Source organism: Rhodopirellula sp. UH5 (assembly GCF_056839225.1).
Genome location: NZ_CM166390.1, coordinates 3411241 through 3430622, shown reverse-complemented (window position 1 = coordinate 3430622; position 19382 = coordinate 3411241). Strand labels below are relative to the sequence as shown.

General features: G+C 57.3%; 15 protein-coding genes. 6 read left to right on the top strand and 9 right to left on the bottom strand.

Annotation, left to right across the window (positions count from 1 at the left end):
- Positions 1-156: 156 nt before the first annotated feature.
- Positions 157-1053, bottom strand: coding sequence for a bifunctional DNA-formamidopyrimidine glycosylase/DNA-(apurinic or apyrimidinic site) lyase (mutM, locus tag UH5x_RS12145; RefSeq protein WP_047814239.1), 897 nt, complete (start codon positions 1051-1053; stop codon positions 157-159).
- 169 nt (positions 1054-1222) lie between these two features.
- On the opposite strand from mutM, the gene UH5x_RS12140 reads away from it, so the two are divergent.
- Positions 1223-2509 (top strand): acyltransferase family protein, encoded by a 1287-nt coding sequence (locus UH5x_RS12140; protein WP_482635794.1) that lies wholly within the window; start codon positions 1223-1225, stop codon positions 2507-2509.
- A 7-nt stretch (positions 2510-2516) separates the two neighbouring features.
- Here the strand turns inward: UH5x_RS12140 and UH5x_RS12135 are convergent, their stop codons facing one another.
- Entirely contained in the window at positions 2517-3704 is a 1188-nt protein-coding gene (locus tag UH5x_RS12135) for an aminotransferase class V-fold PLP-dependent enzyme (RefSeq protein ID WP_482635793.1), read from the bottom strand.
- Between the two features lie 164 nt (positions 3705-3868).
- Here UH5x_RS12135 and UH5x_RS12130 point away from each other — a divergent pair, with 164 nt between their 5' ends.
- Together UH5x_RS12130 and UH5x_RS12125 are read left to right on the top strand one after the other, a co-directional pair.
- Complete coding sequence (locus UH5x_RS12130) at positions 3869-4795, top strand: alpha/beta hydrolase fold domain-containing protein (protein WP_482635792.1); 927 nt, start codon at positions 3869-3871, stop codon at positions 4793-4795.
- 658 nt (positions 4796-5453) lie between these two features.
- Positions 5454-6983 (top strand): sulfatase family protein, encoded by a 1530-nt coding sequence (locus UH5x_RS12125; RefSeq protein WP_482635791.1) that lies wholly within the window; start codon positions 5454-5456, stop codon positions 6981-6983.
- 240 nt (positions 6984-7223) lie between these two features.
- On the opposite strand, the gene UH5x_RS12120 is transcribed toward UH5x_RS12125, so the two are convergent.
- The 4 genes from UH5x_RS12120 to UH5x_RS12105 all read right to left on the bottom strand — a co-directional run bounded on the left by UH5x_RS12120 (position 7224) and on the right by UH5x_RS12105 (position 9935).
- Positions 7224-7646, bottom strand: a complete 423-nt coding sequence (locus UH5x_RS12120; protein WP_047813047.1) for a TadE/TadG family type IV pilus assembly protein — start codon at positions 7644-7646, stop codon at positions 7224-7226.
- Positions 7647-7696: 50 nt separating this feature from the next.
- Positions 7697-8788: a vWA domain-containing protein gene (locus UH5x_RS12115; protein WP_482635790.1), complete on the bottom strand. Its 1092-nt coding sequence runs from the start codon at positions 8786-8788 to the stop codon at positions 7697-7699.
- A 76-nt stretch (positions 8789-8864) separates the two neighbouring features.
- Complete coding sequence (locus UH5x_RS12110; protein ID WP_236696005.1) at positions 8865-9302, bottom strand: TadE family protein; 438 nt, start codon at positions 9300-9302, stop codon at positions 8865-8867.
- Positions 9303-9311: 9 nt separating this feature from the next.
- Positions 9312-9935 (bottom strand): hypothetical protein, encoded by a 624-nt coding sequence (locus UH5x_RS12105; RefSeq protein ID WP_236696004.1) that lies wholly within the window; start codon positions 9933-9935, stop codon positions 9312-9314.
- 143 nt (positions 9936-10078) lie between these two features.
- On the opposite strand from UH5x_RS12105, the gene UH5x_RS12100 reads away from it, so the two are divergent.
- The 3 genes from UH5x_RS12100 to UH5x_RS12090 all read left to right on the top strand — a co-directional run bounded on the left by UH5x_RS12100 (position 10079) and on the right by UH5x_RS12090 (position 12519).
- A complete protein-coding gene (locus UH5x_RS12100) occupies positions 10079-10933 on the top strand; it encodes a phytanoyl-CoA dioxygenase family protein (RefSeq protein WP_047813044.1) in 855 nt (284 codons plus the stop codon).
- A 286-nt stretch (positions 10934-11219) separates the two neighbouring features.
- Positions 11220-12104: a methylenetetrahydrofolate reductase [NAD(P)H] gene (gene metF, locus UH5x_RS12095; RefSeq protein ID WP_047812926.1), complete on the top strand. Its 885-nt coding sequence runs from the start codon at positions 11220-11222 to the stop codon at positions 12102-12104.
- A gap of 226 nt (positions 12105-12330) precedes the next feature.
- The gene (locus UH5x_RS12090) at positions 12331-12519 is read left to right on the top strand and encodes a hypothetical protein (RefSeq protein ID WP_236696002.1); all 189 of its coding nucleotides are present in this window, start codon (positions 12331-12333) and stop codon (positions 12517-12519) included.
- Between the two features lie 206 nt (positions 12520-12725).
- On the opposite strand, the gene UH5x_RS12085 is transcribed toward UH5x_RS12090, so the two are convergent.
- The 3 genes from UH5x_RS12085 to UH5x_RS12075 form a co-directional block, all read right to left on the bottom strand.
- A complete protein-coding gene (locus tag UH5x_RS12085) occupies positions 12726-14804 on the bottom strand; it encodes an outer membrane protein assembly factor BamB family protein (protein ID WP_047812925.1) in 2079 nt (692 codons plus the stop codon).
- Between the two features lie 134 nt (positions 14805-14938).
- Positions 14939-17167: an outer membrane protein assembly factor BamB family protein gene (locus UH5x_RS12080; RefSeq protein ID WP_482635975.1), complete on the bottom strand. Its 2229-nt coding sequence runs from the start codon at positions 17165-17167 to the stop codon at positions 14939-14941.
- 284 nt (positions 17168-17451) lie between these two features.
- The gene (locus UH5x_RS12075) at positions 17452-17892 is read right to left on the bottom strand and encodes a cupin domain-containing protein (protein ID WP_236696000.1); all 441 of its coding nucleotides are present in this window, start codon (positions 17890-17892) and stop codon (positions 17452-17454) included.
- Between the last annotated feature and the right edge of the window lie 1490 nt (positions 17893-19382).

Below are 19382 nucleotides of genomic sequence, written 5' to 3'. Positions count from 1 at the left end.
GGGCTCGCGGGCGGTTCATTTCGTGAGCCGCTTAGGATTCGCCTCAGTTCCAACGCCACTGAACCGGGGCTAACGCCCAAACGGCTCACATGAAGAGTCGAACCGACCAACCGACAGCCTGCTTGCGGGTTTTCGAGTTCAAATGACTGACGGAGGTCAGTCTCGACAGTTGTCTGGCATGGAAACGCTGGGATGCCGACCGCTTTTGCGTTGGCATCCCGGGCAAAAAAACGTTGCCCGTTGAGCTTGGACGATTCGCCGGATCACCCCGCCCTCGCATCGCGGGCACCCCAGGTGTTCGCGATCGTAGACCCGGTGCATGTTTTGATAGTTGCCGGGGTCGTTCAGGGCATTGCGATACGTCCCGTCGCTCAGCGTGCTGCCTTCGTGGTTGATCGCGTCTTGCAGCACCAACGTGATTGCAGGATGGATGCGTTCCCACTGTGGTTTTGTCAGTCGGTCGCAACGTGTGCGGGGATCCACGCCGGCTAAGAACAGGATTTCGGCCGCGTACAGGTTGCCAATCCCGGCGACGGCGGATTGATCCAGCAAGGCCACTTTGATGGGGCGACGTGAGGCCGCCAAGTTCTGACGCAATTCCTCTGCGGTGATGCGCATGGCGTCCGGTCCCAGACGCGAATCGACTTTTTCAAGGTAGTCCTGTTCGCTCATCCAGCGGATCGTCCCCAGCCCGCGACGGTCCCAGAGCAGCAATTCCGTGGGAGCGTCCGCGGATGGAATCGATGGCGGGCGAAACTGGATCCGCAGTCGCAAGTGGTCTGGATCCGGTGGGTCGGCCAGCAGCACCAGGCCTGTCATCCGAGGTTCGATGACGAGTCGCGACCGATTGTCGAAGCACAGCATCACTCGTTTGCCGCGACGCTCGATTGCCTGAACCGGGCGGCCTCGCAGTTGTCGGTGAATGCTGGCGATCGAGGGTTCGATCGTCATCGGTCGGCAGTGACACGGCGGAACTTCAACCCGCTCAATCTCGCGCCCGATGATTGGGGCGATCCCGCGGCACATCGTTTCGACTTCCGGCAACTCCGGCATGAGGGTTCCTGTTGAAGAGGATTGGAGGGAGTTTGTTTTGAGTGCCTGCGTCAGTTCGCTTGAGTTCGGCTGCCGTTGGTTGGCGATTGAGTTTCACGGCAAGTTGCACGGGCGGGTTTCGAGCTGACTCGTCTGGCGTTCGCGAACGAGAATTCGTTATTGAAAGGACATGCGTGCGACTCATCTTCGTCTGAATCAAGCGGATTCTGCCGAATCGGCTCCCAAGAATACCAACCTGCTCGGCCTGGATGCCGTGCGGGCGTGGGCGGCCATTGGCGTTGTGGTGCTGCATGCCTGTGTGCCTTATTCCAATCCGGACGTCCCAGGACTGACTTGGGCGACCACCGATACCCCGCATTCGGGGCTCACGGCGCTGATGTGGGCGATCGAGATTGTCATCATGCCGATCTTCTTGGTGATGGCTGGGTTCTTGGCTGTACGCAGCATGGCCTCGCGAGGTCCACTGGCGACGTTGAAATCCAGGACACGACGATTGGGTTGGCCCTTCGTTTTGGCGGTTGTGTTTTTGATCCCCGTCGACCTCTACGCATGGTTGTTGGGCTGGTTGGCGGATGGTGTGATCACGCCCCGTCAAATGCGATCGTTGAAATTCTCCGAAGGGCAAGACCAGCACCTTTGGGGGCTGTCTCATCTGTGGTTCTTGCAGTACCTGATTCTTTACATCGCCGTTTTGGCGGGTGCCTGGAAGTGGCTGCAACAGACGGATCCGAAGCGTGTTTTTCGGATCGGCATGCCGCTGGTGATCGCGGTGGGTGTGGCTGTGCTTTGTGTTCGTCCCGAAGTCGTTTGGGGATTCCAACACGCGTTCTTGCCGGTGCCTTCCAAGTGGCTGTACAGCGGGTGCGCCTTTGCGATGGGAGTGTTGATTGCACACGCTGATCCTGACATGCAAGGTCTGACTCGGTTCGCCGGTCGAGCTTGGTGTCCCAGTGCGATGGTTTGCGTCGCTGCCACGATGCTTGGGATCTGGGTGCTGGAACAGCCAACGGTCAGTGACACCGAGCAAGCCTCCGTTTTCCCGGTTGTGATCAGTTCCTCGACTTGGTTGTGCCTCGCATTGTTGACCGTTGCGGGTGCCACGGGGGTTGCGTTTTCATTGATTGGATTGGCGTGCCGATGGGTGAAGCGACTGGACCCGATCACTCAGCAATTGGCGACGGCTTCTTTCGCGATCTACTTGTTGCATCATCCCGTGCTGGTGCTCGTTCACATCGCGGTCAAGCATGGGCTGCCGTCGGCGTCGCCGTTGTTGAAGATGTCGTTGGCGACCTTCATCGCAGTTTGTGTCCCGCTCGGCATGCACTTTGTGCTTCGTCGCGTGAAGGCTCGACGTCAGTCCAAGCAGATCGAACGAAGCGACCAGGACGGTCCTTCGATTCTGGCGATGCCCACGACCTCCGACGCGTCGCAATCCGAGCAACGATTGGCCGGGTAGCGGGCCTCTACGAGAGTTTGGCCACCGCATCGGCGAGACGTTCGTATTGTTCCAGCGTGTTGTAGGCTTGCGCCGAGATCCGCAGGCAGACATTGGCTGCATCAAACCGGAACACGGGCAGTTCAAAGCGATGGTCAGCTCGCAGAGAATTTCGGACTGCTTGGACTTGAGCGGGCGAGTGATTCGTCCAAGCTGGAATCGGAATCGTCGCGAGACTTCCAAGCATGGATTCAGGGGCTGGCTCGGCAAGGTTGAGTTTCTCCAAGAGCACGCGTCGGCCCGCCACCACCAGTTCATGGTTGTGCTGCATCAATCCAGCCAACCGGTTGGGGCCGTCCGTTGGATACAAATTTGCGAGAAAGTCGATCGCGGTGGGGAGGGCCAGCAACGGTGATGGGTCAAAGGTTCCGGGCCAATTGAATTGGCTTTGGAATTGGCTTGGCCCGTAGCCTTCCGTGTTCGCGCCGTGGCTGATGATGGGAGGCAGCACTTCGTCTTGGAAGTCTTCTTGGACGGAGAGGAATCCAGACACCTTCGGACCACACCACCACTTGTGATGATTGGCGGTGTAGTAGTCGGGTTGCAGTTGGTCGAGGTTCAGCGGCAGCATTCCAGGGGCGTGAGCCCCATCGACCATCACGCGAATGTTGTTGGAGTGAGCCAGTTCGATCAGCTCGGCAACTGGCAGGACGATCCCGGTGGGGCTGGTCACATGATCGATCAACATCCAGGCGGTCTGGGGGGTGATGCTTTGCTCGATCGCCTGCACCACTTCTTTGGGATGGCGAATGGGGAACGGAATGTTCGCGGTGACCACCGACGCGCCGGCGGAATCAGCGGCTTGGCTGACCGCGTTGATGCAGGCGTTGTACCCATGGTTGGTCACCAGGATCTCATCGCCGGATTGCAATGGCCACGAACGCACGACGGCGTTGACTCCTTCGGTGGCATTGCGAACAAACGCGATGTCATGGGGAGTCGCGTGAATCTCTTGGGCAACCGTTTGGCGAACGACGTCGAGTTTGGGCAGCAGCGACCTTTCCGGTGCTAGGAACTCAATTGGGTCTTCTTCCAAGAGGTTTTGCCAATGCCGTTGGTTTTCGAGCACGCAGCGCGGTGTGGCGCCGAAGGACCCGTGGTTGAGGAATTCCAGGTCGGGCCGAATCAACCATGGTTCGTATTGTGTGTCGTTCAACGAAGGGCCTGTTGGTTGGAAAGTGTCGTTTCGGTGGGATGTCATGGCGCGTCGCAAGGAGATGGCTTCGCAGCGCCAAGCGGACTTCTGCATCGGGTACGATGGGGTTTTCGGCGATGTCGCCAAGGAGCTTCATCCACCTCCGTTGAGTCGGGAACGCAAAGATGAAACGCATTGATCGTCCATGGTTGCTCATTGTCGTGTGTTTCTTGACATTGCAGAAGACCGGCGCTGCCCAAGATGCGAACTCGGTGGTGGTGCATCGAGACTTGGTCTACGCCCAGGTGCCAGGCGAAGAGAATGAAACTCGATCGCTCCAGTTGGATCTGTTCGTGCCGGCGATGTCTGAGAAGCCTGCCTTGGTGGTCTGGATTCACGGCGGTGGGTGGCGGAATGGTTCGCGACGCAATCCGAAGCTGATGCAGGTGACTGAGAACGGGTACGCACTGGCCAGCCTGAGTTACCGCTTCTCGAAAGAGGCCATTTTCCCGGCTCAGGTTCACGATTGCAAAGCGGCGATTCGATGGTTGCGAGCCAATTCGAAACGCTATGGCTACAACGCGGACTGGATCGCGGTCGCGGGAAGTTCCGCTGGCGGGCACCTGGCGTTGTTGCTGGGCACGTCCGGCGATGTGGCTGAGTTGGAAGGTGAAGTGGGCGGAAACCTCGAGCAGTCCTCTCGCGTGCAGGCCGTCATCGATTACTTCGGCCCGTCTGATTTTGTTCTGCGTGGGAAGACTCAACCCGAGCGAGCGTACACTGATCTCTCCGGCAGCTACGCGTTGCTGGGCGGCAAAGACGGGAAGGTTGCCGAGTCGATGGAGCGACTGGCCAGCCCGGCGACCCACGTGTCCTCTGACGACCCGCCGCTATTGATCTTTCACGGAACCGCCGACAAGACGGTGCTGTTGGATCAAAGCGAAAGGATGGTCGAGTTGTACGAGGCCACTGGTCTCGAAGTGGAGCTGATTCAGCACGAGGGTGCTGGCCACGGCGGCAAGCGATTCTTTGAGGGGGATTCACTTCGTCGAGTGCTTGCCTTTTTGAATGCTCAACGTCCGAGTCGCGACGAGAAGATTGCCTCTGAATGATCACCTGCATAAGGTTTCGGATTGAAGCAACCGTGTGATGAATTTTGTTGACGTGACTGAGTGCAGAATGACGGTGTCTGATGCACTGTATTGAACTCATTCAATCGTGGGGAAACGTTATGAATTGCTCTTGGAGTTTTTTGCTCTGCGTCTTGGTTTCTTGCCTTGGCTTCTGTGGGCAGCTCGCGGGGGACGAGCCAATCTCGGAAGATTTTGTTCAGAATGAAAGGCGGGTCGAAAAAGCGAAGGGGATTCTCCAAGATTTTTTAATCGACGTGTCGGCTTTGGAAAAAGATGCCTTCGTTTGCGTGGGCTTGGCGAGAAACTTTGGCAGGACATCAGCCGATGCGAGATTTGATGGCAATTTTCCATTCGTCGTGTTTCGCGCACGAGACTTCGGTCGTGCAAAGAAAGAGAAGTTTTGGTCACAGTCTTCAGAGAGTTTGGATCCACGTACGCCTCTTGGGGGATTGCTCACGACGAGCTGCCGGCTGACGTCTACTTAAAAGAAGGGCTTCTATCGCAAGTGGCGCCGATGCGAGAAAAGTATGAGACTTGGATCGAGAAAGCGAGTGAGGTTGAGCCTATGATGGTCGACTGATTTCGTTGTTTGAGCCGGTGAGATAGGCGGACGCAGTTGCTTCTTGGGAGAACAGGCATGTCGTTGAGACTGGGCGGGTTGTTGTGTGGCATCGTGATGATGGTCGGTGGCACGGTGCTGGGGCAAAGTGTCTCTGGCGACGAGCCCGATCGTCCCAATGTCATCTTGGTGATGGCGGACGACTTGGGGTACGCGCAGACGGGATACTTTGAACACCCGTTGCTGAAGACACCTGAACTGGATCGCTTGGCAGCCGATGGTTTGCGTTTGGATCGGTTCTACGCGGCCTCCGCAGTTTGCTCGCCAACCCGAGCGAGCGTGCTGACGGGGCGTTCGCCCGAGCGAACCGGTGTGCCTTCGCATGGTCACGCACTGCGACATCAGGAACGATCCATCGCAACTGCGATTCGGAAGGCGGGCTATGTCACCGGGCACTTTGGAAAGTGGCATCTGAATGGTCTTCGCGGACCGGGAGTTCCGATCCTAGGCGAGGATCGCTTTCATCCCGGTCGGTTTGGATTTGATGTGTGGTTGTCGGTGACCAACTTCTTTGATCGCAACCCCTTGATGAGTCGGCGTGGCAAGTTTGAAGCCTTCGAAGGCGACTCGTCCGAAGTGATCGTGGAAGAAGCGTTGGATTTCGCGTCTCGATCGGCGCGGTCTCAGCAACCGTTTTTCGCGGTGGTTTGGTATGGCACCCCGCACAGTCCGTTTGTGGCATCCGATGAAGACATGCAAGCATTGGTCGATGCGGGCAAGGACGAAGATGAAAAGGCAAGGTTGCAGCAGATCATCGATGGCATGGATGAAGACTCTCGCAATCACTATGGCGAATTGGTGGCCATGGATCGGAGTTTGGGAACTCTGAGAGCAGGTTTGGAACGGTTGCGTGTGCTGGACAACACGTTGATTTGGTTCTGCAGTGACAACGGTGGTTTGCCAGGCATCGAACCATCGACGACGGCTCCGCTGCGAGGTCACAAGTCGCAGCTTTACGAGGGTGGGCTGCGCGTGCCGTGTGTGTTGCACTGGCCCGATCAGATTCAGGCTGGACGCGTCAGTCGGGTTCCAGCTTGTGCGACCGACATCGCGCCGACGCTGGTGGATTTGCTGGGATTGCCCGGTGACTCACTGACCACGCCTGTCGATGGAATCAGTTTGCTGCCGGTGATTCAGGGCGATGGCGCGACCGCCATGGTTCGTCGCGAAAAGCCGATCGGGTTTCGGTTTCGTGGCAAGTCAGCCGTGGTCGACAACCAGTGGAAGCTGATTCGCGAAACGCGAAAGCAGAAGGGGAAATCGGTGACCAGCGAACTGCTGTATCAACTGGACGATGATGTCAGCGAAAGCAAAGACGTGACCGGAGACTACCCGGAAATTGCGTCGCGATTGAGCGAGTGGTTGGCGGAATGGAACGCGTCGGTCGATGACAGCGTGGCGGGGTTGGACTATCCCGAGCAACGTGTCGACCCGGACCATCCGGAATCGAAGTACTGGTCCAGCGATTCGCGATACGAAGCGTTTTTCGAAGAGTGGCGTGGACGCCCAGAGTATCAATCGTTCTTGAAGACTCGTTTGGCAAAGTGAGCTAGTGGTCCGTCAAAGTTAAAAGTTAGGGTTGATCGTAGTGGACGAGGCCACGAGTCCTTGGATTTTACGCCAGTTCAGGACTCGTGGCCTCGTCCACTACCCTAAAAACAAGTCCTGACAGACCACTAGCAACGCGTGAACAACAAGCGACGATATTAGCGGTGTGGCGCAAGCCGCCCGGTGAAGAACCGGAGGGCTCGCGCCCTTCAGCTACGTCACTTGTTGTTCACGTGGTGCTTAGCGGCCTTCGCGACGCATCGTCAGTTCTCGCTGCATTTCTTCGCCGAGAAAGTAGTTCGCGGGGACGTAGGTGTTGCGGTCCAGGGGCACGGTCACGCGAACGGTGATGTCTTGGGTGGCGTCCGTGATGTTGGCCGGTTCCACTTCCAGGTTGAAGACATCGATTCCGATGGTGCCCAGGATCCGCGTGGCTTCGGTTCGGACTTCCGCGTTGGTGCCACCGGGGATGATCCCCACGCGAGCCCCTTCGTAGACCGCGTTGTCAATGGTGTGCCGGACCATCGCCACTCGCATGAACTCGAATCCTGCGAAGAAGAACAAGAACAGCAACGGGACGACAACGGCAAATTCGACCGCAACGGCGCCTTGCCGAGATTTCGGTTGGGCGAGGTGTCGGCGAGAGTGAGTCGGCGAGTGCATGGGAATTTGTTGGGAAGAAGTGAGGGGATGGAATTGGTGGCCGATCGAAATCACTCGGTCAGAACCGTTCCCAACGTGAGGGCGATCTCTCGGTAGATTTCACGCAACTGGGCGCCATCGGTGGCGTGGAAGTGCCGACCACCTCCGATGCGTGCGACGTCTTGCATGCGGCCGAAGTCGGCGCCGGCTCCGAAGGTGATGGTGTGGATGGTAACGCCATCGGCGGCGAGATCATTGGCCACGACTCTGGGTTCGATGCCTCGGTTGTGGCGACCATCGGTCATCACAATCATGGTGCGTTCGACAAACTCGGGAGGTCGACCACGCAGGGCGATTTCCCGTCCGGCTTGCATGCCACCGGAAATGCTGGTGAATCCACCCGTTCTCAACCCGTCCATGGCGGTGGTGATTTCGGCGAAGTTTTCGGTCAACTGCACGTCTTCGCTGGCTCGGTCGTTGTACGAGGCTAGCCCGATTTGTTCATCGACCGGAGTCGTGGCCAACATGTCGGTGAAGATTCGGATGGCATCCCGGAGGTCAGCGAATCGACTGCCGCCCATCGAACCACTGCGGTCGACGACCAAGGTGATGTCGCGTTCGACATAGGTTGCCGTCGCAAATGCTTCCGGTTCAAAGATCGAGGTGCCGGTGACGTTGCCAAAGAACAATGGCACGGGGCCGGACAATGATCCCGTGGTGCGTTGGCCGTTGACACGAACCCCGTTGAAGGGAGCTTCGCCGGAAGTGAACGCATACTTGCCGTTCACTTGACGCTCGGATCTGCCGAACTGGAAGTCGCTGTCCCCGAGCAACAATGGTTGTCCGTTGACCAAGTTGGCTTGTGCGATTTGCTGACCGCGCCGAATGGCTTGGTTGCGGTCCAGCGTGTCTGCCAAAGTGGTTGCGGCGGCATTGGCGGCTGCATCGGTTGACGAACGCAACTCGGTCCGAGCCAGGTGCATCTGTGCGATGTCGATTGAGAAAGCCACGACGATCAAGAATAAAAACATCATGATCGCGATCAGCACCAGCATCGCCCCCTGCCGTTGCGGTGCACGGCGAATTCGATGAAGGTCAAATGCGACGCAGCGATCACGAAGTTTGCGAGACAGCGTCGACTTGGTGGTGGAGGCGGGATGCATGCTGCGATTCCGGACGAGTCGGATGAAGTTGGACGGGGCGGATGTGCGTGGTGAATTCAGTGGTGCGATTGCGGTCTCACTGTTTCAACATCACCGTGTTGACGGTGAGTTGGCGATCGGTGAGGAATCGACCCAGCAGAGGGCTGTTCGTTGCACTCGAAGCGGACACCGAGGTCACGACTTCGGCGGCGCGGTCCGCGTCGAGCGATTCGCCGTTGGGGAATGTGATCTGGTAGCCAATGATGCCGCGGGAATCGAGGACTGCTCGGGCGCGAGCGGCGGCGTCGGCGTTGCTGCGGCCGTCGCGAATGGCTTCTCGCGTGGACTCATACGCTGCCACGTTGAGTGACTGTTTCAGGAAGATCATGCTGGAAGCTTCGATCGAGCCGAAAACCAAGAGGATCAGGACCGGTAAGCAAACGGCAAACTCAACCGTTGCCACACCGGATCGGCTGCGACGAGTTCGTCGGCCAGGAACGTTTCGGTCCCGCGGTCGGGAGGTGGGTGCAGGCATCGGATGAATTCAGACGTTGGGGGAGGATGAGCTGGATTCGGTGTCGGTTGACTCGGCGTTCTCTTCGACGAGCAAACCGGTCCGTTGCGCCATGCTGTTGAAGGAGTCTGCGACATCACGCCAGAAGTCGTTCGTGCGGAAACACAACCGTGTGACGGGACGGCCTTCGGCCGCATTCAGAATCTCGGTGCGGAGCCGCATGATCGGTCCGGCGAAACGATTGGTTAGTTTCAACGTGTCCAGCACGAAGGCAGGAATCAACGCGAGTGAGATCAAGAAGAAGGGCAGGAAACGCCGGACGCAATCTTCAAAGGAGTGCTGCCAACTCAGGTCAGGGTGCTCAAACAGACGCAACCACAACAGCAACGCGATGGAATTGCAGACGAAGAAAATGACCCAGTGGAAGGCGATCTTTTTCACGACGCCATACTGAACAGTGCGGTCGACCACCGTTGTGGATCGTTCCAGACGTGGTGGATGGGTGTTGGCTGCGATGGACATGGTGCAAACCGTGAGAACGTATTGGGTGCGGACAAAGGGATCGAGAGGTGTCGCAACCGCCTTGAAGGCAACCGTTGCATCCAACCCTAGTTCGCATGGATTGCTTGGCGCCGCCAAGCTGATGGGTGGCATCCGAGCAATTGAGAATCTTGATGGACTGCGCCAGTTTTAACGGTCACGCTGGCTTGTCCCCGCAACTTGGTTGGGTTGAATCACCTGTTGGACTCGCTGACAATGGACTCGTCCCCCATCCTCCAGCACGAAATTCAGTCCCCATGAACGAAACCGGATCCCCCTCGGACGCTGCGTTTGCGATCATTCCAGATCGAGAGTCGATTGAAACGGTTCCACGCGAGATCCGTTTCTTTCCCACTGAAAACGCCTCGCCTCAGTTGCTGAGCCCGGGGCAAATCGAGGCTTGGAACCGGGACGGCTATTTGGGGCCGTTGGATGTCTTGGACCCGGAGGAAACCGCTTCTCTGCGCGAATACTTCGATGCCTTGTTGGCTGAGACGATGGCCGCCGGGAAGGACAGCTATTCGATCAGCAGCGCCCACCTGAAACACGCTCGCGTGTGGGAATTGTTGCAGCATCCCAAGTTGGTCGGTTATGTCTCGGATCTGCTTGGCGAAAATGTGATCGGTTGGGGCTCGCATTTTTTCTGCAAGATGCCCGGGGATGGCAAGCGAGTCGATTGGCACCAAGACGCCAGTTATTGGCCGTTGACCCCGACGAAGGCGGTGACCGTTTGGTTGGCGATCGACGATGCCGATTTGGGCAATGGTGGGATGGAGGTCTACACCGGGTCCCACCAGCATGGATTGATTGACTTCGACATGACCGACTCTGATTCCGGCAACGTCTTGGACCAGGTCGTGAGCGAACCAGAAAAGTACGGGCAGCACCGTTTCACACCGGTTCACGCGGGACAAGTGTCGATTCACAGCGACCTGCTGGTTCACGGGTCGGCTCCGAATCAGAGTGATCGCAGACGATGTGGTTTGACGCTGCGTTATTGCCCCGCCGATGTCACGGCGTACTTGGGCTGGGAGAAAAAAGGGGTGATCGTGTCAGGAACCGCCTCCCCGGACAAATGGCCAGGTGCTCAGCGTCCCAATTCCCTGCTCTAAGCAGGTGCCGCCACAGCGTCCCTTCGTTGGTGGCAGACTTTCCCGCAAAGAAACACCGTCAGGCCGTTGCCGAGGCGAATGCGGGAACGGCGGCTGGTTTCGGGATGCGAAGGGATTGCGGTAAAGTTGGGAGGCTCCGGTTCTCTTCGGGCGGGATGCTTGGTTCCGTCAAACGGGCGGTCGCTTATACTGGCGAGGTGCCCGGTTTTGTCTGGAACTGCCTGGCCGGTGACGTTGCCCAACTATTCTCTTGCAGCGTGCCTTTTTGCAGCACATTTCTTCTTTTGTGATTTGTTTGATGACTCTGGCTTCTGTTTATCAGTCCTCCGGTTGTGCGATTTCGTTTGAGCTGTTTCCGCCCAAGAATGCCGAGGGTGTGGATCTGCTCTGCAAAAACGTGGAACGGTTGATGCAGTTCAGCCCGAAGTATTTCACCTGCACGTATGGCGCGGGGGGATCGAGTCGTGGGACGACGTTGGAGGTCCTGCAGAAGGTCAAGCAGATCACCAACCTGCCGGTGGCCTCGCATCTGACCTGCGTTGGTTCGACGGTCGAGGAGTTGGAGGGGTATTTGGCAGATGCTCGCGAGATCGGTGTCGATTACATCGTTGCGTTGCGAGGGGATCCGCCTCAAGGCACCACCAAGTTCGAGGTGACAGAGGGTGGTTTGAAGTACGCGAACGAATTGGTGGAACTGATTCGAGGGAAATTTGACGATTTGGGGATCGCCGTGGCTGGGTATCCAGAAACGCATCAGGAAGCCGTCGATTTCCAGACGGATTTGGTGAACCTGAAGCGGAAGGTGGACGCGGGGGCTGACATCGTGATCACGCAGTTGTTCTACCACAACGACGACTTCTATCGGTTCCGCGACGCTTGCCAAGCGATTGGCATCGAAGTGCCGATCGTTCCAGGCATTCTACCGGTGACGAACTTCAAACAGGCCAAACGGATTGCTTCGATGTGCAAGGCATCGATTCCGGCAGAACTGGAATCGGCGATGTCGGAGAAGGAGGACGCTGCTCATCAATTCCGGGTGGGCGTGGATCACGCTCGCCAGCAGACGATCGATTTGCTGAAGCATGGCGTTCCGGGAATCCACTACTACGTTCTGAACAAGAGCGAAGCGGCCGCTGAGTTGCTGGACGGTCTTCAGCTCGCAGGCGTCTGACAGTTCAAGCGTTGACTTGGTTTATGGCGTCGGATGTCGCTTTGTTGGCGATCTGTGTGTCGGAACGCCTCGTTGATTGTCTTGTTGCCCGCACAATCGGACCAGGTGGACATTGGGTTGTGACGAAATGTCGCTTTTCGCCATTCAGGACCGGAAGGGATCGCCGAAAGGAGGTGACAGAGAGCTAGGCTTTCGTGTCCACCGACCTTTTGAACGAGACGACACCATGTTCGCTCCCATTTCGATGCCAATCATTCACACGCTTCACGGTCTGACCTATCGGGTCGCACCGGTCTCTCAGCGAAGTGAAAACGAAGATCCGCAAACATCACGTCGCCGTGAAGAGCACGTGGTGGATCGGCCGATCAGCCAACGCCGCGGATCTGAAGAACAGATCCTGGATCAAGACGCGTAGTTTCGCGTCTTTGTCCGGAGTGACTTTTCAGCCAATTGGGCTCGCGTTGAAACGAGTTTCGCCACCGGTCCAGAGTGAACTCGGTGGTGAATGATTGGCTTCAGTCGATCGGCGAAAACCGAGGTTGGCACGGTGTCGAGGAATCGGCATGCCGCTCACGGTTTGTCATGGCGACGTCGCAGGTTGGCCTCAACAGCGACAGACGCTCAGCGAGGTTTGCCAATCGCGAACAATTTGTCCTTGGTGCTGATGAAAATGGTTTCATCCGCCGCGACGGCCGTGCTGTAAACGCTGGTTCCCATGTTGATCTCTTCGATGGGTTCGTTGTTTTCAGCGCCGAACTCAAAAACGCACACGTCGCCATCTTCATCCCCGATGTAGACCTTGTCATCGGCGATCAAGGGACTGCCCCAGCTTTGGGCAAACATGTCGTAAGTGAAGTGGACGATCGACGTGCCGTCTTCGTTGCCCTTGGCGTCCAAGCAATGGACCAACCCAGAGAAGTCAGCGATGTAGAGCACATCGTCTTTGATCGCGACGGTACCGCAACTGCGGTGCATTTCTTCCTCGAAGTCGATTTCGCCGTCTTCGTTTTGGTCGGCCAGCGAGTAGTGCCAGACAACCGCCGAGTTTGGATTGTCGACAGCAGCCTCGCCCTTCTCAGGTTCGACGGCTTGGATCCGTTTGTGGTCAATCGGTTCGCGGCTGTCACCTTCCATCTTCACTGCCAGTTGAGGCGAGACGTCGCCGCGTTTGGTTGGGTCGATGCACCACAGGTGTCCTTCGCCTTCGCCGTGTTCAGGGTCTTGGCCGACCGCGATGTAAACCCATCCGTCGTAGGCGACTGGGGTGGCGATCAGATTGTTGCGAGTGCCTTCGCCACCAAGGATCCATTTGGATTCCTTGGGGTTGCAGTCGAATTTCCAAAGCAATTCGCCGGCACCGTCTTTTCCACCGTCTGCTTTGAAGCTGTAGAGCCAACCGTCTCCACCGCAGAACAGGACTTGTGGCACACCACCGAGAACTTCGACCGATGGTGACGACCATTGACCGTGAAGAATGTTGTTACCAGGGGACTGGTCGGTCCACAGGACTTCGCCCGTGTTCTTGTTCATGCAAATGAAGCTGGGAGCTTCGGGAGCGGGCAAGTTGATGTGGGATTCGTCGAGACCATTGCTGGTGTTCACGAACAACAGGTCGCCGTAGCTGGTGACGCTGCAGGAGCACATGTTGTGCTGGCTGACACCGAGTTCATCCATCATGTTGAAGACCCAGATCACATCGGCATCTTGTTTGTCTTCGACTGACAGAGTCTTGAAGATCGAGATGCGAGGCCCGAGTTGTTTGAATGCCAGGGTGCGTTCCACGCCACCGAACTTGCCTGTGGCGGTCCAGGATTTGTTTTCGGCGAGTGTTTTGATCTCGATCTTGCCTTCGGGAGCACTTCCAGCCTCGGTCAAAACCTTGGTCAAAGCGTCCGTGAGCTGACCTTGGTTGAGTGATGAAAGTGAGTCTTCGAATTCGCTGCCTTCGCCGCCATTGGGAAGGTCACCGACACGAGCGACTTCGTTTTGGACTTGGCCGTCGTCTTCACCATCGTGGAAACCTTGGGTGTCCAGGCAACGGACTTCGCCACGGCTGGTGACGAACCAAAGGCGTTCGCCTTCGACCAATGGGGCACAGCAAATGCCTTGCAAAGGCCAATCGTGGACGCGACCGGTGATCAGCTTTTCGCTGCTGTGTTGCCACAGAAAGCTTCCGTCTTCTTGGTCGAATGCGAGCAAGCAGCCAAGGTCAACGTTGCTGGGATAGCGTTCCAGGTATCCGTTGCCGTTGTTGGTGCCGACGTAGACTTGGCCACCAGCGACCACGGGGTTGCCGTACGTTTGGCTGCCGAGGCTGGAGAACCAGCGAACGTTTTCTGCTTTGGATCCATCCCATTCGCCCGTGCGACGGTCAAATTTGCCGATGTTCCAGGATTCGGGCAAGTTCTTTGCGTTGGGAACATTGTTACGAACCCGGGTCCCGCCCCACTGGGGCCATTCTTTGCCGGATTCCATCACTTGGGCGGGAGCCATGAATTCCTTCATGTCCGGCGCGGATCCAGAGTCGGATTTCGATGAGTCCACGTCGGTCACGACCGACTCATTGGCGGCAGCTGCCGCCAATGTGACGGAGCTCAATGGGATGGGAGGCTGGCAACCACTCAAGAGAACGGTTGTCAGTGTGCCCAGCATCGCTGAGCCGATCATCAAGCACCAAGCAGAAAATTCAGAGCGAGCCATGATTGTTTTTGGGAGGGAGGGATCGTTGGGTTTTGGAAGCGGATCGCGGGGGAGTGGAGGACCGCGATCTCGCTGCAAGGTTTCAGAGGGGGTTCATGGAGGGAACGGCGGAGGAGTCTGCCGCCCCACCTGCATCACTCGTTGGGAGTGACTTCCAAGTTGTCGATGTAAAGCTCCGCGACTTTCGCGTTGCCGTACAAACCAGGGCTGGCCGAAAGGACAGGGATTTTGTCTTCAGCAGTCACGGTCCAGTCAGCGGGCTCTTCTTCGCCGCGAGGCCAAATCTTGCCCTTCAACACGGCAATCGCATCGTCGCCGCTGCCTTCGATCTGGGCTCGGAACTTCATCCGGTACCACTTGTCTTCTTCCCAAGGGAAGTCAACGGTTTGTGCCATTCGCAATTGCGGTGACCAGGATCGGATTTGCAACTGTTGGCTGTTGCCCATCAAATCCAACACGTAACCGTGAGCGGTCAAGCCAATGTCGGGAAGTTGGTCATTGGCTCGGCTGCCACGAACATCAGCGGCGATGGTGTAGTTCTTCAGTTCACTGGATCCCATCCAAGCACGGCTGCGTGCTCCCTTGGGAATCGTGCTGATCTTGACCAAGGCGGGCGAGCCATCGACGGGACGGATCACGTGTCGATAACGAGCACCCACCCAGGAAAGCGGTGGGTCATTCAGGTCATCGAAATTGAACGCCCAGGGCAGTTCCGGCACGATCCGAACGCGGGTGGATCCGGAAACACTTCCGACCTTGGCGACGATCGTGGCCGCCGTGTGAGCGACGTCCGCGTTGGCGGTGAAGACGTTGCCGTCGACGGAGCCAGGTCCTTCAACGCTGAACGCGACCTCTGAAAGGTCTGGATCCGCCAAACGTTGTCCCAGTCGATTGAACAGTCGAACCGACAGTTCCATGGTTTGTCCGGGATGCAGCAAGCCTTCCGCGGGAGTGATCAGCAATTGGGCGGGTTCTGGGTTTTCCTCGAGGGCTGTTTCGCCGAGCAATTGCTCTGCCAACACGAGCGGTTTCTGCTTGGATTCCGGTGAGCCAACGCAGTACAGCGCCGAAGCACCTTGGAAATACAACTTTCCATTGGCCAAGATTGGCGAGGAGTGAAAGGCTTCGTTGCGAATGCGTCCCTTGTTGAGGAATTCGACGCCATCCTCGGTCATTTCCAAGATTGCCCAACGCCCGTTTTCCGTCAGGACATAGAGTTTCTCATCGGCAACCAAAAGCGACGGCCATTGTTTGCGGTCTCCGATCGCGATTCGCTCGGCGATCAAGTCACCCGTTTCGGTATCGATGATCCAGAGTTTGCAGCGGTCATCGACCACATACAAACGGTTGTCAACGACGACGGGAGCACTGCGGCCGACGACCAGGCCTTCCATCTTCCAGACTTCTTTGCCGTAGGTTTCGTCACCGGTTCCGCCGACTTCGACGGAAGCGACCGCGCCCATCGAGCTGCCGGACATGTTTTCTTCGCTGTGGCTGGCATAAACCCGATTGCCATCGACCAACGGGGTTGCGAACAGACCGCGGCGGGAAAGGTCGTGGTGCCAAAGCGGTTTGCCGGTCCGAGGTTGAATGCCCCAGACGGCTCCGTCGCCAGTTCCCAGGATCAATTGCCGTTGGCCTTCGATCGTGGTCAGCGTGGGAGCGGAGTAAGTGGTGTCGTTGGGCAAGTCCTTGGTGCCGCTGAACCAGACGACTTCGCCGGTCAGTTTGTCCATCCCGATCAGGCGGTGGTTCGGTTTGGCGGCTTCGCCCCAGTTGATGATGATGCCGCTGATGATCACGAGGTCTTCGTGAATCACAGGGAAGTTGGTTCGTCCGCCGTAGGTCGACAGCATTCCAAATTGTTCGTGAAGTGGTTTGCTCCAAACGGTTTGGCCTGTTTCGCCATTGATGCAGAGGAACAAATCGCAGACGCCGAGGGCATAAACATTGCCACTTTCCGGATCCGCGACCACGCTGCTCCATCCCACCCGGGTGTCAGGCACGTCTGACATCCAGACGTTGAAGCGGTTTTCCCAAATGGTTTCGCCGGTTTCGGCGTCCAAGCAGACGACTTTTTCGCCTTCTGTGTCCGTTCCCGGATTGGAACGCATCATGGAGTAGAGTCGGCCGTTCATCGCAACGGGCGTGCTGCGGGTGCCGATGTCGTCGCGTTTCCAAATCAGATTGCTGCCTTCGCCACCTTCGGAGTCCCAGTCTTCGACCAAGTTCTCCGCTTCGGCGGTCCCATTGAAATTGGGGCCACGCCAATAGGTCCAGTCAGCTGTTTGTCCGTTTTCTTGGGAGTGGGCAATGGAGGAGCCCAGGGTCAGGCCAACACAACCCATCAGGCACAGCAACATCACGACCACACGAGGCGGGCGATCAAAGTGTTGTGAGGTCCTCAGGAAGCGTGGCGAAGTGACTGAGCGGCGCAACGTCGCAAACATCAAGGATTCCGGGGGGCGGGGATGGGGCAGGGAAGGAGAGGAACGACAGGATAGTCCCAATCGTGTGGATTAAAATGATTTTAGCGTGTCGGTACCCGTCGCGTGCAATCCCCTCCGATGCTCAAAAGTGTAAAAGTCGTTTGAACGGCAATTCGCGACTGTTTTCGGCAGCCATTGAAAGGCGAAAGCCGTGGGGCCTACGGGACAGTCGAGTTTTTGGCTGACTTCACGGCAGGATCACCGAAGTGTTCGTCCGCAGAGTCGAATTCAGGGGTGCACACGATCAAGACCTCCATTTTCCCCACCGCACGGTGTTTGACCTGGGGAGGAATGAGAATGGACATCAGGGGACGGACGGGATGAAGTTCGCCATCGAGTTCGATGGCCGCATCGGCGTCGCAGTTCAAGATCACGTAGATCTCGGTGTGATCGCGGTGGAAGTGTGTTTGGGCGTCCAGACTGATTTGGGTCAGATGCAACGTGCCTGGGAAATGGGGCGAGTCCGCGAAGGCGCGTCGGGCCAGCCCACAGGGGCACTCCACCGGTTCGATTCGTGTTAAATCCACGAGTTCGGGCTGGGAGGGTCCCGGGGTGGCCCGTTGGTTTGCCGGATTCGCGTGCATTCGCTGGGGTTTCATAACGGCGCGTTCCACGGCGAAAGCCACTCGATCTGAGCCGCTGTTCCCGCCATGAGGGGGTGATTCTGTCAGTCTGAATCGATTAAACGCATCGTACCAAGGGATTGTTCAGGACGACCCATCCCAGCCGAATAATCGCGTTGAAATTCCGCAAGCCGCAAACGTTAACAAGCTGACGAAAAAGGCTCAAACCACTGCATTGAAGCCTAGGTGTCGCCGATACGTTTGTTGTCCGACCGCTTGAGTCGGGTTTGAAATGCTCCCGGCATCTCAGGCTCGATCTAGCTCAAGTGACTCGGGTGACCCAGAGATGCAGACAGCGGATGTCAGCATCTGGCAGATGTTTCTTCATCCAACGATTGAACTCATTTCACCATCGCCAGGAAGTCTGGCACGAATCGATAACGGATTTCAGAACTGAACGAAGTCAGCGGGCCAGGTGCTCGCACCTCGCTCGGTTTGTGTTCTGAAGTCTTTCCTCGGGGCTTGATCGTCGGCGACTTCGTCCGACGACCGTGTCCCCCGGACACAGATTCAATGGTGAGGTTGCAAAATCGCATGTGACGGATCACTGCCGACAACTTCCCGCAACAATCTCGAGAGGGAGAATAATCTCCGATGAAGCGGACAATTTTAACATTGACGATGGTCGTGGCGAGTTCGGTTTGTACACAAGGCTTCGGCTTTGACCTGCTGGACCGAATGCTCGGCATGAAAGGCTGCGGAAGCTCAACAGCTTGCTGTGAAGCTCCTGCTTGTGAGCCTACTTGTGGTTTGGAAGCACCTTGCGGCGGTTGCGACAGCGACTGCGGATGTGCTCCTGTTTGCGAACCTGATTGTGGTTGCGAAGCCCCCTGTGGCGGTTGTGACTCCGGTTGTGGTTTGCTGAAGGGCAAACTGTTCGGCGGCTGCAACAGCTGTGCAGAACCAACTTGCGGTTGCGAAGTCGCTGATTGTGGCTGTGCACCTGCTTGTGAAGTCGCTTGCGAACCAGCTTGTGGTTGCGAAGTCGCTTCTTGCGAACCTTCGTGCTGCGACAGCGGATGCAGCATTGGCAAGGGCGGCTTGCTGAGCAAGTTGTTCAGCGGCAAAGGCTGCAACAGCTGCTGCGAAGCTCCTTGTGAAGTCGCTTGCGAACCAGCTTGCGGTTGCGAAATCGCTTCTTGCGAACCTACCTGCTGCGACAGCGGATGTGACAGCGGTTGCTGCAGCATCGGCAAAGGCGGCCTGCTGAAGAAACTCTTCGGCAACCTCGGTTGCAAGAGCAGCAGCTGCTGTGACATGGGCTGCGACGCAGCTCCTTGTGACACCGGATGCGGATGTGGATCGACCTACGCCGCTCCTACTGCCGCACCAGTCGCTGCTCCTCACGCCGCTCCAATGCCACCTGCACCGATCGTTGATCCAAGTGCAAGCATTTCCCGTAATCGTCGCGTCATTCAGGCCAGTGCCAGCTACGTTCGCTGAGTGAACTTGTTCACTTGATGAAA

Excerpts from the sequence above, each read along its gene's own strand:
- mutM (WP_047814239.1), bottom strand. The coding sequence starts at position 1,053 with ATGCCGGAGTTGCCGGAAGTCGAAACGATGTGCCGCGGGATCGCCCCA.
- UH5x_RS12140 (WP_482635794.1), top strand. The coding sequence starts at position 1,223 with ATGCGTGCGACTCATCTTCGTCTGAATCAAGCGGATTCTGCCGAATCG.
- UH5x_RS12130 (WP_482635792.1), top strand. The coding sequence starts at position 3,869 with ATGAAACGCATTGATCGTCCATGGTTGCTCATTGTCGTGTGTTTCTTG.
- UH5x_RS12125 (WP_482635791.1), top strand. The coding sequence starts at position 5,454 with ATGTCGTTGAGACTGGGCGGGTTGTTGTGTGGCATCGTGATGATGGTC.
- UH5x_RS12120 (WP_047813047.1), bottom strand. The coding sequence starts at position 7,646 with ATGCACTCGCCGACTCACTCTCGCCGACACCTCGCCCAACCGAAATCT.
- UH5x_RS12115 (WP_482635790.1), bottom strand. The coding sequence starts at position 8,788 with ATGCATCCCGCCTCCACCACCAAGTCGACGCTGTCTCGCAAACTTCGT.
- UH5x_RS12110 (WP_236696005.1), bottom strand. The coding sequence starts at position 9,302 with ATGCCTGCACCCACCTCCCGACCGCGGGACCGAAACGTTCCTGGCCGA.
- UH5x_RS12105 (WP_236696004.1), bottom strand. The coding sequence starts at position 9,935 with ATGCCACCCATCAGCTTGGCGGCGCCAAGCAATCCATGCGAACTAGGG.
- UH5x_RS12100 (WP_047813044.1), top strand. The coding sequence starts at position 10,079 with ATGAACGAAACCGGATCCCCCTCGGACGCTGCGTTTGCGATCATTCCA.
- UH5x_RS12090 (WP_236696002.1), top strand. The coding sequence starts at position 12,331 with ATGTTCGCTCCCATTTCGATGCCAATCATTCACACGCTTCACGGTCTG.
- UH5x_RS12085 (WP_047812925.1), bottom strand. The coding sequence starts at position 14,804 with ATGGCTCGCTCTGAATTTTCTGCTTGGTGCTTGATGATCGGCTCAGCG.
- UH5x_RS12080 (WP_482635975.1), bottom strand. The coding sequence starts at position 17,167 with ATGTTGCTGTGCCTGATGGGTTGTGTTGGCCTGACCCTGGGCTCCTCC.
- UH5x_RS12075 (WP_236696000.1), bottom strand. The coding sequence starts at position 17,892 with ATGAAACCCCAGCGAATGCACGCGAATCCGGCAAACCAACGGGCCACC.